General features: G+C 46.2%; 17 protein-coding genes. 10 read left to right on the forward strand and 7 right to left on the reverse strand.

The window, feature by feature from the left end:
* Positions 1-24 precede the first annotated feature (24 nt).
* Genes VDIS_RS12010 through VDIS_RS12020 form a run of 3 tightly spaced genes read right to left on the reverse strand, consistent with a single transcriptional unit; the run spans position 25 to position 2,598 of the window.
* Entirely contained in the window at positions 25-1,383 is a 1,359-nt protein-coding gene (locus VDIS_RS12010) for an aspartate aminotransferase family protein (RefSeq protein WP_013337530.1), read from the reverse strand.
* 36 nt (positions 1,384-1,419) lie between these two features.
* Complete coding sequence (locus tag VDIS_RS12015; RefSeq protein ID WP_013337531.1) at positions 1,420-1,824, reverse strand: hypothetical protein; 405 nt, start codon at positions 1,822-1,824, stop codon at positions 1,420-1,422.
* Positions 1,825-1,872: 48 nt separating this feature from the next.
* Positions 1,873-2,598, reverse strand: a complete 726-nt coding sequence (locus VDIS_RS12020; protein WP_013337532.1) for a hypothetical protein — start codon at positions 2,596-2,598, stop codon at positions 1,873-1,875.
* A 59-nt stretch (positions 2,599-2,657) separates the two neighbouring features.
* Between VDIS_RS12020 and VDIS_RS12025 the strand changes: the two genes are divergently transcribed.
* The 5 genes from VDIS_RS12025 to sfsA all read left to right on the forward strand — a co-directional run bounded on the left by VDIS_RS12025 (position 2,658) and on the right by sfsA (position 7,998).
* Positions 2,658-3,419: a glucose 1-dehydrogenase gene (locus VDIS_RS12025; protein ID WP_013337533.1), complete on the forward strand. Its 762-nt coding sequence runs from the start codon at positions 2,658-2,660 to the stop codon at positions 3,417-3,419.
* 52 nt (positions 3,420-3,471) lie between these two features.
* Entirely contained in the window at positions 3,472-5,157 is a 1,686-nt protein-coding gene (locus tag VDIS_RS12030) for an SLC13 family permease (RefSeq protein ID WP_013337534.1), read from the forward strand.
* 95 nt (positions 5,158-5,252) lie between these two features.
* Complete coding sequence (locus VDIS_RS12035) at positions 5,253-5,921, forward strand: DUF3834 domain-containing protein (protein WP_013337535.1); 669 nt, start codon at positions 5,253-5,255, stop codon at positions 5,919-5,921.
* On the forward strand, positions 5,918-7,090 hold the full coding sequence (locus VDIS_RS12040) for an MFS transporter (RefSeq protein ID WP_013337536.1): 1,173 nt from the start codon (positions 5,918-5,920) through the stop codon (positions 7,088-7,090). Before VDIS_RS12035 ends, VDIS_RS12040 begins: the two co-directional genes overlap by 4 nt.
* Before the next feature lie 212 nt (positions 7,091-7,302).
* The gene (gene sfsA / locus VDIS_RS12045) at positions 7,303-7,998 is read left to right on the forward strand and encodes a DNA/RNA nuclease SfsA (protein WP_013337537.1); all 696 of its coding nucleotides are present in this window, start codon (positions 7,303-7,305) and stop codon (positions 7,996-7,998) included.
* A gap of 55 nt (positions 7,999-8,053) precedes the next feature.
* Here sfsA and gatD read toward each other — a convergent pair whose 3' ends face one another.
* A complete protein-coding gene (gatD, locus tag VDIS_RS12050; RefSeq protein WP_013337538.1) occupies positions 8,054-9,412 on the reverse strand; it encodes a Glu-tRNA(Gln) amidotransferase subunit GatD in 1,359 nt (452 codons plus the stop codon).
* Between the two features lie 76 nt (positions 9,413-9,488).
* Positions 9,489-10,058 (reverse strand): hypothetical protein, encoded by a 570-nt coding sequence (locus tag VDIS_RS12055; protein WP_013337539.1) that lies wholly within the window; start codon positions 10,056-10,058, stop codon positions 9,489-9,491.
* 107 nt (positions 10,059-10,165) lie between these two features.
* Between VDIS_RS12055 and fdhF the strand changes: the two genes are divergently transcribed.
* On the forward strand, positions 10,166-12,148 hold the full coding sequence (gene fdhF / locus VDIS_RS12060) for a formate dehydrogenase subunit alpha (protein ID WP_013337540.1): 1,983 nt from the start codon (positions 10,166-10,168) through the stop codon (positions 12,146-12,148).
* Positions 12,149-12,262: 114 nt separating this feature from the next.
* On the opposite strand, the gene VDIS_RS12065 is transcribed toward fdhF, so the two are convergent.
* On the reverse strand, positions 12,263-12,625 hold the full coding sequence (locus VDIS_RS12065) for a hypothetical protein (RefSeq protein ID WP_013337542.1): 363 nt from the start codon (positions 12,623-12,625) through the stop codon (positions 12,263-12,265).
* Between the two features lie 93 nt (positions 12,626-12,718).
* Between VDIS_RS12065 and VDIS_RS13150 the strand changes: the two genes are divergently transcribed.
* Positions 12,719-12,847 (forward strand): hypothetical protein, encoded by a 129-nt coding sequence (locus tag VDIS_RS13150; protein ID WP_281041778.1) that lies wholly within the window; start codon positions 12,719-12,721, stop codon positions 12,845-12,847.
* Positions 12,848-12,884: 37 nt separating this feature from the next.
* Positions 12,885-13,670, forward strand: coding sequence for a molybdopterin oxidoreductase family protein (locus tag VDIS_RS13185; RefSeq protein ID WP_052885842.1), 786 nt, complete (start codon positions 12,885-12,887; stop codon positions 13,668-13,670).
* 101 nt (positions 13,671-13,771) lie between these two features.
* Here VDIS_RS13185 and VDIS_RS12075 read toward each other — a convergent pair whose 3' ends face one another.
* Complete coding sequence (locus tag VDIS_RS12075; RefSeq protein ID WP_013337543.1) at positions 13,772-14,761, reverse strand: NAD(P)H-dependent amine dehydrogenase family protein; 990 nt, start codon at positions 14,759-14,761, stop codon at positions 13,772-13,774.
* 335 nt (positions 14,762-15,096) lie between these two features.
* Between VDIS_RS12075 and VDIS_RS12080 the strand changes: the two genes are divergently transcribed.
* Both VDIS_RS12080 and VDIS_RS12085 read left to right on the forward strand, forming a co-directional pair.
* Positions 15,097-15,279 (forward strand): chromatin protein Cren7, encoded by a 183-nt coding sequence (locus VDIS_RS12080; protein WP_013337544.1) that lies wholly within the window; start codon positions 15,097-15,099, stop codon positions 15,277-15,279.
* Positions 15,280-15,334: 55 nt separating this feature from the next.
* Complete coding sequence (locus VDIS_RS12085; protein WP_013337545.1) at positions 15,335-15,853, forward strand: hypothetical protein; 519 nt, start codon at positions 15,335-15,337, stop codon at positions 15,851-15,853.
* Positions 15,854-15,876: the final 23 nt, after the last annotated feature.

Genomic DNA, 15,876 nt, shown 5'->3' on the forward strand with positions numbered 1-15,876 from the left:
TACGGCCCGCCGACAATGAGCGACCTATCTACGCATTACCTCACTCAGTAAATTCCTGAACTCCTCCATCAAAACCCTCGCGTGGTCCCTCGTATGTATCATCGATGGCAGTAGGTGTGCCGTATGCTCGGTCATGTACAATATCCCCTTAACCCTCATAAACAGGTGGGTTAGGCTATACAGATTCTCGTCAATTCTATCTGCATAGGCCATCCTAGCGTTCATCGGCCTACTTCTGGTGAAATGTATGCCGAGCATGCCGCCAACGCCTGTTGCCCAGCAGATCCTGCCGTACTCCTCGCACGCCCTGTCGATCTCCCCACGTACCCAATTCCAAAGGTCGTTGAAACTCTCATAGAGTGGCTTGTGCTGGCTCAAGTAGTTTATCAGTGTGTAGCCCGCGGTGAGTGTTATCCTGTTGCCCGTGAATGTGCCTCCGTGGAAGCTCCTGGCCCTCGCGTTTGGCCTCTTGACTTGGTTGAGTAGTTCCATTATTTCCGTCCTTGAGGCAATGGCTCCAGCCCCTGGGTAACCACCACCGACTATCTTCCCAAGCGTCACTATGTCAGCCTTAACATTGAACAATTCCTGACCGCCACCAAGGGCTAGCCTAAAGCCCGTGATTACCTCATCAAATATGAGCAATGCGCCGTACCTATCCACCAACTCCCTAACACCCTTCAGGTAACCTGGCTGGGGCTCTATGCAACCGCCAGAGCCCAGCACGGGCTCCACGATAACCGCAGCAACGTCAAAGTTCCTTAGGGCGTTCTCTAGGGCGTTTAGGTCGTTAAATGGAACCACGAGGGTATACTTAATGTGCTCAGGGGGCAACCCAAGACTCTCTGGACCTTCAAACGGTGGGCTGACACCGACGTGCAAGCCGTCATAGCCACCGTGCCAGCCACCCTCCATCTTGATCACGTACCTACGCCCCGTGTATGCCCTAGCTAATCTAACGGCGTACATGTTAGCCTCGGTACCGCTATTCGAGAACCTAACCATCTCTACGTTGGGTATGACCTTTGCCAGTAATTCCGCGTACTCAACCTCTAGGGTGTTTGGGTAGCCCAGGTGGGTTCCCTCATATGCTGCCTCATTAACTGCCTTAACCACGAAATCTGGTGAGTGACCGAGTATGTGGGTTCCGTGACCCATCCAGTAATCAACGTACTCATTACCATCAACATCCCAAACCTTAACACCGCTGGCCCTCGTTATGTATATTGGGTATGGTGCGAAGTACCTAATTTGGTATGTCGTACCTCCAGGGAGCACCCTCCTAGCTCTCTCGAATAGCTCCCTTGACTTACCCGTCCTCTCCGCATAAATTTTAGTATATTTATCAATCAATTCCTGAATCCTACCACCAAGATCGCTCATTAACTTTATCCGTAATTGCTAAGTTATTAAGTATTGTTATGGTAATTTTGTTAGGAAACCATGGATGGTGATCAAGTGAAGTAATGTGTCAATGAGTCTAGTTGATTTATAACCACATTTCACGCATACGAAGTACCTCCTTTTGTGAAATGAGTTCCTTGAGTATGGCTCGACCCTAACAACGAGCCACTGCCCATACTCCTTAGTCCTAATAATATGCTCATTAAAGCCGCTAAAGTGCTGGATAAAACCGAGCCTAACCTGGTCAGTATGGGGTGTCACGTATAGTTTAAACTCCTTACCAGTGAATGGACATTTAACAACGCCACTGAGGAAGGTCCTCTTATTGCTCTTGGCAACATAAACCACTAGGTCTACGTACTTACCCTTAATCTCGGTACTCCTCCTAAGGCCCAGGATCTCCACCTGCTCGCTTGTCACGATCTCATACCCATTAAAGTAGGGCTTTAAGCATTACTTTACGGGGAATCACTGAATCACTCCATACCTCCTCATCACATCCAGTATTTCATTAACGTACTTAATAACGTGATCCTTGACCCTGGGCATCAGGTTAATGAATGGACTGCCCAGCCTATCAATATCTCTGGCTTGGGATAATATTATTAGGGACGATGTAGACCTAATATCGACCTTGACGACCACGTCTTCACCAACCCTAACCCTGACGATCCCCGTTACCTTACCCTCGGTATAGGTTATGACCTCAATAACACCACCATCTATAGGTTCTGCTACCAGGTTAAGTGTTACGTTATTACCACTGTGTGTTACGTAAATCCTATCACTACCTGCAAGGCTGATACTTACCTTACCAAGTCTCGTGGAGTCGAGAACCCTCCTCCAACCATCACCAACGAGCTTGAGGTATTCATCATGGTTATTGAGTCTTTTCATTAGGTACTGAATTGGATCCCCACTCTCAACGTTCTTTACATTAATATTAACGTTAACCTCACGCCCAATACTAATAATAAGTTCGTCAAGTTTATCGAGTAGTTCATTGAAATAATCCTTGTTATTACTAATTACCTGCCTAGCCTCATCGCTATTTATCTCCAGTAATCTCTCCTCATAGCTACCATCCGGCCCAATGCCTATTATGAAGACGTACTTATCACTTATCGAGACCTTGGCATTACTCAATAATCTACCTCCAACATTAACCGAGCCAAGTGGTGCCAGGAATTCCATTTTTATTATTACATGGTTTATTTAATCCTTATAAGCACTTGGGCGATGCATATGCCCGTATGGGTGAGTTCAGCAATAAGGTGGTGCTAGTTACGGGTGGTACCCGTGGTATTGGTAGGGCGATTGCTGAGGCATTCCTGAGGGAGGGCGCTAAAGTCGCCGTGACCTACGCCAGAAGTGATGATAAGGCCAGGGAGCTTGAGAAGATGGGTATATTGGCTATTAAGTGCGATGTTGCGAATAGGGATGAGGTTAGGAGGGTTGCGGAAATAGTTGGGAGCAGGCTTGGCGATGTTAGTGTACTCGTTAATAACGCTGGTGTGATGTATTTAATGCCGTTTGAGTCATATAATGAGGAGTTATTTGATAGGATGATAGGCGTTAACCTTAAGGGTATAATCTATACAACCCTTGAATTCCTACCGCAGTTAAAGAGGACGAGAGGTGCCATAATCAATATAGCTTCAAATGCGGGTATAGGTACGGCATTCGAAGGCACTACCTACTACGCAATAACGAAGGCTGCCGTGATAATACTCACGAAGCGCATGGCCTTTGAACTTGGGAAATACGGCATTAGAGTCAATGCGGTCGCGCCTGGTTGGGTCGAGACAGACATGACCACCGCCAATAGGACTCCTGAGGAGATTGAGAAAACAAAGGCTCTAGTTAGGTCAAGGACCATGCTAAATACTACTGGCGTGCCTGAGGACATAGCCAACGTGGTACTTTTCCTAGCCAGTGAGAGGGCTAGGTACATAACTGGGCAAACCATTGTGGCTGATGGTGGTAGGATCGACTATTTAACCCACGGTATTTAACAAACCTCACTACTTAATAATCCCAAGCCATTCATTATTATTTAAATCAATGATGAGCCTTTCACCCACTCAGTACTACGTGTTGGCTGTACTCGCATTAGCGATAGTATTATTGTTAATACGTGCCATTAGGTATGATGTAGTTGGTTTACTCGTAATGGTACTACTAATTGTTGGTGGTGTAATTAGCCCTGAGAAGGCCTTGGCATTCATTGGTTCGGCCACGGTCGTGGTGCTTGGTAGCGTCATGGTGATTAGTAAGGTTCTCGAGGAGTCGGGCTTTCTCGATAGGTTAGCTGAGGAGTTAGATAGGGTATTTAGGAATGAGTATGTGCTCCTGCTCATTGTAATGCTAATAGTTTCGTTATTATCGGGATTCATGAGTGACGTGGCCCTGGTCTCCATTTTCATACCGTTCATGTACGCAGTGTCGAGGAACCACAATAAGAAATTATCCAAGTACCTACTCCCCCTCTCCTATGCAGCTATTGTTGGTGGTAGGTATACAATATTCGGTACCAGCACTAATTTGATAATTGACCAGCTTTGGTACGAGAGGTTTGGTAGGTATTTATCTGTGTTTCAGTTCCTAAACATAGGCCTAGCAATAGTCTTCATAAGCATACCCGCACTACTACTCATATACCTGTTACTGCCGAATAGGGAGAGCGTGGTCACGAGCGTCGATGACCTAAAGATCGGCGAGTATGTGGTTGAGGCCCAGGTAAACAGTGACTGCGAGTTTGTGGGAAAGACCAAGCGTGAAGTTGAGAGGGAATATGGCATTAGAATAAGGTCAATACTACCAAGGAGGTTGTCCAGGACCGGCAGGATTCATGACGGAGCCACATTGATAATGGAGGTTCCCGTGGACAAACTACCAATAATCTCATCAATAAAGGGGCTGGTCCTGACGCCACAGTCAGAGCAGGTTGAGGGTAAGGAGGTTGTTGAGGCATTAATAACGAGTTCATCATCTCTCATTAACTATACAATATCTGACCTTGATGTATTAAATAAGTATGGGGTTAGGATTGTGGGCATTTCCGCGGGGAGTAGGAGGATATACGGTAGGATATCTCACGTGATGCTTAGACCTGGCGATGCCCTTCTTCTGATGGGTGATGAGGAGAGTATTGCTAAGTTCATGAGTGATTATGGATTGGTGCCGCTTAGGACCAGGGGTGCCAAGCTCTTTGATGTTAGGAAAGGTGCCGCATCCATCGCAGTACTGGCGGGAGTCACGATAGCATCATTACTCGGCGTAAATATTGCCTTAGCATTCCTAACGGGCGTGGTCGTACTCATGCTTAGTGGCGCTGTTAATTATAGGAGGATTTATCAGTACATTGATTGGTCTGTACTGATATTCATAGCGTCCTTCTTATCCCTGGGCTATGCAATGAGTAGCAGTGGATTGTCTACGGTAATAGCCGGCGTGATCCCAAGGTCCTTAATAGTACTATTCCTAATAACCGCACTTATAGCTAACTTCGTAAATAACGTGAGTGCGGCAATAATAATGACGCCAATAGCCCTAACATATCCAAACCCGCTACTTGCCGTTACTGTGGTTGCGATGGCCTCCACAACCACGTTCCTAACCCCCTTCAGTCATCCAGCGAACCTACTCGTTTACAACCCAGGGAATTATAAACCCAAGGATTACTTAGCAATGGGCGCAGTACTGCTAATCTTAGTATTAATAATTACTCTCCTACTCGTTCATGCCATTTAGTGACATGAGTAGTAATTAGTATTTTTAAGGGTTAATGAAGTTAGAACCTGCGGGGTGGGTTTATAAACTAGATATCTTTTTCGATATTAATAAGCATGAAGATCATAGCAGCGCCAGGCCCTGTATCTTATCCATTAATACTCGCAACGAGGGAGTACAAGGACCTAGACCTGGTCTTTAGCAAGGGTAGTGAGGAACCTGGTGCCTATGCCATTGCCGATTCATTGACGTCACTAATAAAGAGTGGTCTAAGGATTGACGTAGTTACCGTTAAGAGGTTAATGTTTGTGTATCCAGAGTTGAGGGGTCCTAGGATAGCGGTTTGGAGACGTGGTAGTGCGGCTGATATACTCATTAGGGCTTTGCTGGATAAGGTTGGTTTGAGGGCTGAGCTCGTTTATGCAGATGACTGGCCTTCAGTACTTAACATGCTTAACACTGGCAATGCGCAGAGTGCGGTTTTAAACCTCGGTGTCCTTGAGCATAGGGGTGAATTTCTCGAGGACCTAGTCGGTGCGCCGGGTGCATGTGGTGCCCAGATTAATGGTGACCATCAATACTTCATCGATGTTTATAGGGCTGGAATTGAAATGGCGAGGAAGGACTTAAACGGTTCCGTTGATTACATAGCCAATAAATTACCGATCAGGTTACCGAGAGAATTCATTAGGAATATATTAGTTAGGGTGGAGTATGGTATTTATAGTCCAGGTGATTATGGGAGTTTCGCCGAGGTTATTAAAAGGTACGGTGGCGGGAAATGACGAGAGGGCAGTACCTAGGCTTGATTCAGGCTATTTCTATAATAGTGCCGTTAACCATAGCCATTAGGGCCTCAAATAACATGCTCATGACCACCATACCACTGTTGGCCAGGTATAACTTTCACTTTAGCAATACCTTGGTGGGTATCTTATCGGCCCTAATCTCATTAATGACCTTCATAAGCAGTGGCCTAATAAATTCGAGACTTAGGGCATGCCGTAGGAGAATCGCCTTCATAGTGTCATCAGTTATTTACGCAATCACATTTCCATTGTTCTGGCTGTCATCGCCAATCACGGTTTGGCTATTATCTGCAGTGGCTGGTTTTGCCCTAGGCTTTCTCATGCCCAATGTCATAACATCGGCAAGCCTACTACCAGATAGGAGGGCTAGGGAGAGATTACTCAACATTTACACGTTAGCCCTAAGCGTAAGTCTCATACTTGGCCCGGCGATCGAGTCATTAATACTTAAGTACTACGGACTTAGGGAGTCCTTCATATTCTTCACGGTATTCCCAATCCTAGCCCTTGCCATAACCCCATTTGTTAGGTTCCCTGAGGAGGGCGTAAGTGGCGATGCGGCAGTTAGTGCGTCTAAGGTCATTTCAAATTCAGGCTTCATAGCGGCAGTACTGAACATAGCCACGTATAACGTGGTCTTCTCCTTCCTAATGGCATTTGGCGGTATATACGCCAGGGACTCCTTTGGCGTTAGCTACTCAATGGTTGAGGTTCTCTTCTCACTATTCTTCGTAACGTCATTCCTCGGCAGGCTCTACCTATCGATAAGGCCTGCGGAGAGGCTGTGGCCATACATGGCCAGCGCGGTTACAATGACGGTAATCGGCATATTATTAATAGTGTTCACGAACAACCCACTGATTTACGCCATAGCCCTGCTAATACTGGGCATACCCCATGGTACCACCTACCCACTTTCCGTGGTATCCATATCGAGGGCCTTCAAGCCCCAGCATAGGAATGCTGCAAATAGCCTATTCTTCTCATTTATGATGCTCATAGGCATAGTAACACCGACAATAACGGGTTATGTAGCGGACTTAATAGGGATTAGGGATACATTCATCGTACTAATACCGCCGGTGATAATAGCGTTGGTATTGCTGAGGAAGTACGTTAGGTCCGTGGACATACCCCGTGAATAATAAGCGATAGAGGTTAGGCGTTGTTTGGCTAGGTTTTGTTTAGTTCTGCTTTAACGTAAGATGGGTAACAATATGTATTAATAAATATGGAATTAATGGAGCGTTGAATTGATTAACCACGTGATGACGTTGCCATTTAATCAGATAAGTTGGTTACGGATTAAAAAATAAAGTGAGAATTAGCTCGGCGTTATAATTGATTGAGTAGTTATATGATTGGATACGTAATTAGGAGGCCTGATGTTGAGGGATTCTTCGTTAGGAGGTTAAATAGGTTTCTTGGGGTCGGTGTTGTTAATGGTAGGGAGGAGCTCATACACATTCATGACCCGGGTAGGCTAACCGAGCTCCTAAGACCCGGTGTTAAGTTCTTCGCCTACTCAAAATCCACGGGTAAGACTAGGTTCTATTTAGCGGCTGTGGATCTTGGTGATGAGTTGGTTCTTGTAAATTCTGCGGTACATAATGATGTGGCTGCCTGGCTTATTGCTAATGGGTACGTATTAAGTGGTTATGAGGTTATTAAAAGGGAGCCTGGCTTTGATAACGGTAGGTTTGACCTATTACTCAAATCGCCGGGTGGTGGTCATGCATTCGTTGAGGTTAAGGGCGTGACCCTTGAGGAAAATGGGGTCGCTAAATTCCCGGACGCACCCACGTCACGAGGTGCCAGGCACATGCTTGAGTTGGTTAGGGCTGTGGAGCTTGGTTATGAAGCCTACGTATTATTCCTAATCTTTAGGTCTAAGGCTAAGCTATTCATGCCCAATGCAGCGCTTGATCCCAGGTTCGCGGAATCCCTTAAGTACGCAATTAATCATGGGGTTAGGGCATTGGCCTACAAATTAATGCTTACAAGGGATTGGGTGATAATTCCGGTGGGTCAACTCGACATTAAAATTGGGTAAGGTCAGCGAGGGTGATTTCAATCATAGGTCATCCGCCGAAATGCTCATCACGAGGTCATTTCCTGGGTAATTCAGGACCCAGCATATACGTGCCCACATCACTCCTTGGGTTTAGTTCACCAGCTACTGGCGTTAGCATTAACCTCCTTACCTCATTCATGTCCCTGGTTTGTCCCAACACCCAGGAAAGCTTTACGAAGGCGACCTCCGGTATCATGTCCTCCGCGGGTATAACACCAAGCCTAAGTAACTCCACGCCCCTCCTATAGACGTTCAGGTTAACCCTACCAAATATTGTCTGGCTTGCAATCACCACGGGTATACCGCTGTCAATGGCTCTCTTAATTGGGTCTAGTAATTCCTCCCTAACATGCCCAAACCCCGTGCCCTCAATCACGATACCGTGGTAACCCTTATCAATTAGGAAGTGCAGAATCTCCGGGTCCATACCCGGGTAGAACTTGATCAGGGCTGTCTTCTCATCAAACCTGTTCATCAATACGGTATCCTCCACCTTGGACCTGGGCATGTAGTTATTCGTGTTAAGCACTATCTCGAGCCTATCTATATTCACGTACGCCACGGGCCTATCATTAATACTAATGAACGTATCCCTCCTAGACGTGTGCATTTTCCTAACCCTCGTCCCTCTATGAACCGCTATTAACCCATCATTCGTTGATGCATGCATCACGACATAAGAACCCGCGAAGGGTGCCCTGGCGCCAACGAGTACGGCTGCTAGCATGTTCTCAAAGGCGTCACTTGACGGTCTGTCGCTACTCCTTTGTGAGCCAACAAGGGCTATTGGGCCCGGGGGATTCCTGATTGCGAAGGATAATGCGGCGGCTGTGTAGTGCATTGTGTCAGTGCCGTGAAGTACGACGACTCCGAAGACGCCGTCGAGGAACGCCTTGTAAGCGGCCTCAGCAATTTCAGCCCACCTCCTCGGCGTCATGTCCTCACTGAATATGGCCATTAGGTTTAGGAGCTCAATATCCGCTATGCCCTTGACCTCAGGATACATCGCGTATAAGTCCTCAAGGCTAAAGCTCGGGTACACGGCGCCGGTCCTGTAATCCACCTTAGACATTATCGTGCCACCAGTAGCCACAAGCCTAACCCTGGGGAGGCCCGTTGACTCGGACTTAACGAATTGACCAATGGGTATGGACACCGCACTCTTTGACTCAACATGGCCCTTAACCTCCACCCTCTCAATATTACTGGCGTGAATGCCCACGTTATAACCATTATCAAGCTTCAAAATCAATACATTAGGATCACCAACACCAGGCCTAGGCAATACCACGCCGTCTAATGCCGTGCCATCCCTAAGGTAAATACGCACTAAGTCAAACTCCTTAATGCCCCACCTACTCATTAACTCACTCAGCACGGGTATCGTGTTCATGCCTGAAATATAAGCGTTAACTAAACAATCAAACAAACCTAATTAAGTTTTTAATTAGTAATTGCGGCTCAATCTCTCATACAGGTAATGACAAGCCCAGGGCTAGGTCAACCACGGTGGCGATTGTCAGGTACATCAACCACCAACCACCTATGAACTGCCACAACGACACCAACCTACTGAGCGTTGGTGAATTCAAGAACCTAGCCGGCGCTTCTGTGGCATAGACGAAGATTAATATTACGAATAGGATCATCACTGGGTAATCATGCACGTAGCCAAACACGAAAGCACCAAGCACGCTCAATACGAGGAAACCCAACGCCATGAAGGCGTCCGGTAGGTTACTTGAACCGATGTACCTCTTCCAACCGAGGGCGAACCAGTGGACTCCATAGGCCGTGAAGGCAACCCCAGCCATGTAAAATACTGACGGTAGCTCCCTATATATGGAAATGGCAATTAATATGTATATACCCGTCAGGAACTGCATAAAACCCGGCATCCAAAGGCCCCATACGGCAAGCGACTTATTAGTGGATTCATCGGTTTTTGTCGGGTAAAACAGACCCATACCACCATATACCAGATAACCAATACCCAGGCCGAAGAACCCCACGGCAACTGGCGGTAGTACGCTCGTCACGGTATTTGCGGTTTTAACAACATTTATAAATTTTTCTAGGCAAATATGAACTAATGAATGCAAATATAATCATTTTAAGTACCTCATGAACACTATGCCTGACCAGCATGCCTAGGTCTGTGATTACGATATGTCCATACTGTGGCGTTGGGTGTGGTATTGAGGTGACTATTGATGATGCCGGGAGAATAATTGGGTTTGAGGGTTTTAAAGGTCACCCGGTTTCTCATGGGCATCTATGTGGTAAGGGCGCTTCATCGATAAAGCTCCTTGACACAACCGATAGGTTGTTATACCCAATGAAGAGGGTTAATGGCGAGTTTGTTAGGGTATCGTGGAGCGAGGCCATTAGTGAGATAGTCCATAAGATGAAGGAGATTAAGGAGAAGTACGGTCCAGAGGCCCTGGCCTTTTACGGCGGTTGTAGAAACACGCTTGAGGAGGTTTACCTATTCCAGAAATTGGCTAGGGCGCTCGGTACTAATAACGTGGATTCATGTGCGAGGCTTTGCCATGATCCGTCAGCCAAGGCATTAAAGGATATGCTTGGCTACGGCGGTAGCGCAAACTCGGTCAATGAGATACCCAAGGCAAAGGTCGTTGTGATAACTGGCGAATCAATAACGGATAGCCACCCGGTGCTTTCCCAATACTTAATTGAAGCTAAGAGAAATGGTACTAAGATAGTAGTCATAGACCCCAGGACAACCGCAACAGCAAAGATGGCAGACCTACACCTCAAGCCAATACCCTCCACGGAGGTTTACCTATTCAATGCAGTGGCCAATTACCTAATCAATAACGAGCTCATTGATAGGGACTTCATAGTTAATAGGACCGAGAACTTCGAGGAATACGTTAAGGTGGTTAGTAAGTATTCAATTGATGATGCAGAGAAAATCACGGGCGTGCCCAGGGACTTAATACTTAAGTTCGCTCAATTAATAGCCACGAAGCCCGTATTATTCACGTGGGGCCTCGGCATGTCAGAGTCGTCAGGTGTCGACGGCATTAAGTCTTACATAGCCCTCGCCTTATTAACGGGCAACATGGGTATTGAGGGTGGCGGTGTCATTGTCTATAGGGGCCAGACGAATGTGCAGGGCTCCGGCGACTTCCTGAAGCCAGACGTATTCCCAGGTGGCCTACCTATTAATGAGGAGAACGCCAAAAAACTCGCCGAGGTGTGGGGATTCATGCCACCGACTAAGCCAGGCCTATCGCTAATAGACGCGGTGTATAACGAGAACAGCGGTATTAGGGGCATGTACCTAATGGGCTTTAACATAGTGGCCTCACTACCCAATAGACGTAGGGTTGAGGAGTTCTTAAGCAACCTAGACCTATTGGTGGTTCAGGACATAGCCATGAGCGAAACTGCGGAGTTCGCCCACTACGTCCTACCAGCGGCGCTCTGGATTGAGAGAGAAGGCTCCGTACTAAGCCTAGATAGATTAGTCAAGTGGAGACATAAGGTTAGGGACCCGCCTGGCGAGGCTAGGCCTGACTATGAAATAATATTCGAGTTAGCCAACGCCTTCGGCCTTAAGGGATTTAGTAACGACCCGAAGGCCGTGTTCAATGAAATGCGTCAGGTGGTGCCTATAATGAGGAGTGTGACGCTTGAGGATGTCATGGACCCAACGAAGGATTCGAGAATACCGGAGAATACGCCGCACCTATACTCCGAGAGGTTTCTGACACCGAGTGGCAAGGCGAGGTTCTTCGGTGTTGAGTATAGACCAGTAAATACTGGCGGTAAGAAATTCATACTGGTTACTGGTAGGAGCGTACTTAGGTATAACACGGATAATGAGATTAGGAGGATTAGTGGCAAATTCGAGACAAGCATTACCATAAATCCTGAAGACGCAAAGGCACTGGGTATACGCAACGGCCAATTGGTAAAGCTGGTATCCAACTGCGGTGAAGGTACCTTCAGGGCATTGATAAGCAATGATGTACCCAGGGGAGTGGTCTTCGCGTACATGCATGATTCAAGGATAAATTACGTGGTTTGCACAGAGTTTGATCCCTACGTGAAGACGCCGAGGTATAAGGTAACGCCTGTGGACATATTACCAGTTTAATGAAATTATGAATGGCTGAGAATGCTATGGGCATTCGTCAGTGAGGATAAAGACTTTGATAAGGTAAGTGCGATAAAGAGGATGTGGCTTCAGACATGTATGAATTATAATGAATTATTGAGTTATGTTTAGTAGTATCCTGAAGAGCTTTGTATCCGATTCTGAGGGTTGGCGAGTTATTATTACGTACTTAAGCCTCGACAGTGCGTACTCACTGAGTAAGCCGAACCCATCCATAGATATGCAGAGTACCCTATTACCGGCGGCAAGTAGGTAATCAACCTCGGTCTTATCCTTAATACTCCTCAGTAATACCGTGGTAACGCCATCCACATGCCTTAGTACATCATCAACCTGCTTAGTAAGCAATAATGCGCACTCGCCAGGTCCTAAATCAATGAGTACCTTATTGAGATCCGCGTAAGTGTTTATCCTAATGATCCTAACCATATCATTAATAACCCATGAACCCAGCATTTAACACCCAATTACTCAAAATAACTAAGCCTAATAACCCACTACACATCACGGTCCCGAAATACCTTTAAAGCCCCGATGGGTCTTTCCTACATGGATTATAAGGCGAGATTGCGTGAGGCGAGTAAGGAGATAATTAAAAGGAAGGTCACATCGGATGACGAGCTTAAGAAAATTGCCGATAAATATAACCTACCTTTATTAACGGCTAAGACACAGTAAGGCAGTCGCCGAGGCGTTAAGTAGGTTAGAGTTCCTAATGGTTCAGGACATATTCCTGACAGAGACCGTTGAGTATGCCGATGTTGTATTGCCAGCGGCCTCGGCGGCCCTTGAGGATTACGGCACATTCACAAATACGGAGAGGAGGTTGCAATTAACAAGGAAGGTAGTTGATCCACCAGGCGATGCGAAACCTGATTGGTGGGTCTTTACTGAGTTGGCTAGGAGACTCGGTTATGACATGGGCTTTAGGAGTAGTTCCGACATAATGAGGGATATCGCGAGGGTAGCGCCGATATTTGGCAGTTTAAGCCATGAGAGGCTTGAGCGTGAGGGTGGGCTTCAATGGCCAGTGCCGAGTGAGTCCAGTCCAGGTACTCCAATACTGTATTCCGGTGGATTTCCAAGGGGTAGGGCCAGGTTTAGGGTGGTTGGTTGGAGGGGCTTTGATGTGGTTATGGCGAGGCTTTACCCATACTCATTAATCATTGGTAGGGAGAGGGCTCAGTACCACACCGCGACTATGACATCGAGGTCACCGATACTTAAGGTGATTTGGAGGGGGCCCGTTGTTGAGGTGAATCCTGAGGATATGAGGGCTGAGGGTGTTGAGGATGGTGAGGTCATCAAATTAGTCTCGCCAGCTGGTGAGGTGCTTGCCAGGGTTAGGGCTTCGAGAAGGGTTCCAAGGGGCATATTATTCACCACATTCCACTACCCAGAGCTCCTGGCAAATGCCTTGGTGCCTGCCGTGCTTAGTCCAATTACGAAGACGCCGGCGTATAAGGATACGAGGGTTCGTATTGAGAAGGTTAAGGCATGATCATTAAGGCTGAAAATTTCCCAGCACTTAATGTCTTGGTTTAATGTAAATATTAACGGCTCAGGAATTTTTATGAGTTAATGCCGTGAAGCGGCGTTTAGTCATGCCGTGTATGAGTAGTTTACTAGGTCCTTGAGTGTTATTAGTCCAGGCCTTGCATTGAGGACCCTCGGAATTAGGTTGACGATTACTGCAGCTGTAGCGGGGTCCCCAGGCGTTCCAGTGCTTCTCCACATGATCGACGGCTCACCCTCAAGCCTAACCTCCTCAAAGTCCTCACAACCAACGCAGGCCCTCAGCTCAACCCTAATAACCTCCCTACCATTGATGAAGCCACTCCCGTGACCGACAACGCCCTTAACCTGCCCAGGTTCAACCTTGAAGTACTGCGTCTCGTAACTCCTCTCCGCAATTATTGCCTCTTGACCCTCCTCAACCCTATCCAGCCTGAGACCAATAATGCTAGCCAATAGCAGTACTGACTCCGCGAAGCCTACGTGTGCCGTTATCTCACCTCTACCTAATGCCTCAGTGAATTGAGTTGGTGTCATGCCAAGACCAATCTTCTTCTGGAAGGAGTACCTCCTCCTTGACGCATCCAAGGATCTAGTAACGGTGATTTTATCGAGTCTTGTCAACGTCACCGAAAGCACGGCAGGTAATGCATCAAATACGAAGCCTGGATTAACGCCAGCCCCAAGCACAGTCACCTCATGATTTCTCGCATAGTTATCGATGAGCTCCGCGAGGTCTGGGTACCTATACCAGGGCCACGCCAATGTCTCGCACGTCGATATTACATCAGCACCAGCCCTAATCGCCTTCATTATCTGTGGGTAAACCTTATCAAAGAAACTACCCGTTGAGTGAAGGACTATGTCGGGCTTTGTATTCCTGAGGACCTTATCGGCATCATCCTCGACTCTAATACCCAGGGTTTTACCAAGTCCGATAACCTCACCAAGGTCCTTACCAACCTTCTGCGGGTCAATATCAATCGCGCCAACCACATCAAGTCCCCTATTAAACGCAACCCTAGCTATCAACTGACCAATGGGACCCACACCATAAACCACAACCCTAGTGGTCATTATTACTGAAGTGAATCTACATTTTATAATAATTATCATTATTATAATTGCATGGCTCATCCCTCAATCAGCGCTTGGAACCCCTCATCCTAAGTCAGCACAGGTAATAGATGCAGCTTGCCTTAAAGTCTTTCTAGGTATCATAATCACGATGCTTTATCGCGTTAATTCCATATTAATTGTCGTGGGAAATACAATTATTAATATACAGGTACAGCATATTCTATATACCTGTCTTTGTAATTACCTATGTAGAAAGAGCATTATAAATACTGATTTTCGCGTTATTTACGGTTATGATTATTTATTAAGGATAGAATAACTACTAAAGCACGATGGCGGAATTATCAAGTTACATGGAGAAGGAATACGAGGTTGAGTGTGACGGTCAAATAGTGAAGCTAAAGCCGGTTAAAGTATGGATGTTGGCGCCGAAGGGTAGGAGGGGTGTGATAATAGGGCTCTTTAAATGCCCTGGCGGTAAGGTGGTTAGGAAGGCCATTGGTAAGGCTGAATAACTTGCTAAGGCCTGTAAGAATATCTTTTTAAAATGTAATAATTTTCAAAATTAAAATGCGTAATTACGATGTCATTGAAGTATTAACTGAGGAGTATAAGTCGCGGTTTGTAAGGGTGATGCAACAGATTTGTAGATGTAAGGGTGAGTATGAAAGGAATAGAGGGTTAATTGAAATCCTGAGTATTAGCGATAGAGTTATGGAATGCATTAGGCAGAGGAAGCCCTGTGATTTAGGGTTCATTAAGGTTAGGGTAGTTAAAAAATTTCTTAATACCCAGGTAATTATCATACTTAATGGTGAGGAAATGACTGTGGAATCCTTCAATAAGTTGATTGCATCAGCCAAATTCTTCAAGGAGTGGTATGATAATGATTGCTCAATGGACTCATACATGCAGCCATTAATAGGCGCCGATCATTATGACATGATTAAAGAATTTCTCATGAAGAACCTTGAGGAGTTGCGGTATGTATGCGACAATAAGATACCAAACCTTAACTTAGGTGATTTACCTATTTACGTATCTAATGGTATCATCAAGGCAATAAACGATCTAGTTAAGAAAACTTAAGAATTCACTAACCAATGACTTAA

It is taken from the genome of Vulcanisaeta distributa DSM 14429, from assembly GCF_000148385.1.
Classification (GTDB): Archaea; Thermoproteota; Thermoprotei; order Thermoproteales; family Thermocladiaceae; genus Vulcanisaeta; species Vulcanisaeta distributa.

Coding starts and splice junctions, on each gene's coding strand:
- fdhF (WP_013337540.1), top strand. CDS start 10,166: ATGCCTAGGTCTGTGATTACGATATGTCCATACTGTGGCGTTGGGTGT.
- VDIS_RS12025 (WP_013337533.1), top strand. CDS start 2,658: ATGGGTGAGTTCAGCAATAAGGTGGTGCTAGTTACGGGTGGTACCCGT.
- gatD (WP_013337538.1), bottom strand. CDS start 9,412: ATGAACACGATACCCGTGCTGAGTGAGTTAATGAGTAGGTGGGGCATT.
- VDIS_RS12065 (WP_013337542.1), bottom strand. CDS start 12,625: ATGCTGGGTTCATGGGTTATTAATGATATGGTTAGGATCATTAGGATA.
- VDIS_RS12040 (WP_013337536.1), top strand. CDS start 5,918: ATGACGAGAGGGCAGTACCTAGGCTTGATTCAGGCTATTTCTATAATA.
- VDIS_RS12085 (WP_013337545.1), top strand. CDS start 15,335: ATGCGTAATTACGATGTCATTGAAGTATTAACTGAGGAGTATAAGTCG.
- sfsA (WP_013337537.1), top strand. CDS start 7,303: ATGATTGGATACGTAATTAGGAGGCCTGATGTTGAGGGATTCTTCGTT.
- VDIS_RS12075 (WP_013337543.1), bottom strand. CDS start 14,761: ATGACCACTAGGGTTGTGGTTTATGGTGTGGGTCCCATTGGTCAGTTG.
- VDIS_RS13185 (WP_052885842.1), top strand. CDS start 12,885: ATGGTTCAGGACATATTCCTGACAGAGACCGTTGAGTATGCCGATGTT.
- VDIS_RS12020 (WP_013337532.1), bottom strand. CDS start 2,598: ATGGAATTCCTGGCACCACTTGGCTCGGTTAATGTTGGAGGTAGATTA.
- VDIS_RS12080 (WP_013337544.1), top strand. CDS start 15,097: ATGGCGGAATTATCAAGTTACATGGAGAAGGAATACGAGGTTGAGTGT.
- VDIS_RS12035 (WP_013337535.1), top strand. CDS start 5,253: ATGAAGATCATAGCAGCGCCAGGCCCTGTATCTTATCCATTAATACTC.
- VDIS_RS12030 (WP_013337534.1), top strand. CDS start 3,472: ATGAGCCTTTCACCCACTCAGTACTACGTGTTGGCTGTACTCGCATTA.
- VDIS_RS13150 (WP_281041778.1), top strand. CDS start 12,719: ATGGATTATAAGGCGAGATTGCGTGAGGCGAGTAAGGAGATAATTAAA.
- VDIS_RS12010 (WP_013337530.1), bottom strand. CDS start 1,383: ATGAGCGATCTTGGTGGTAGGATTCAGGAATTGATTGATAAATATACT.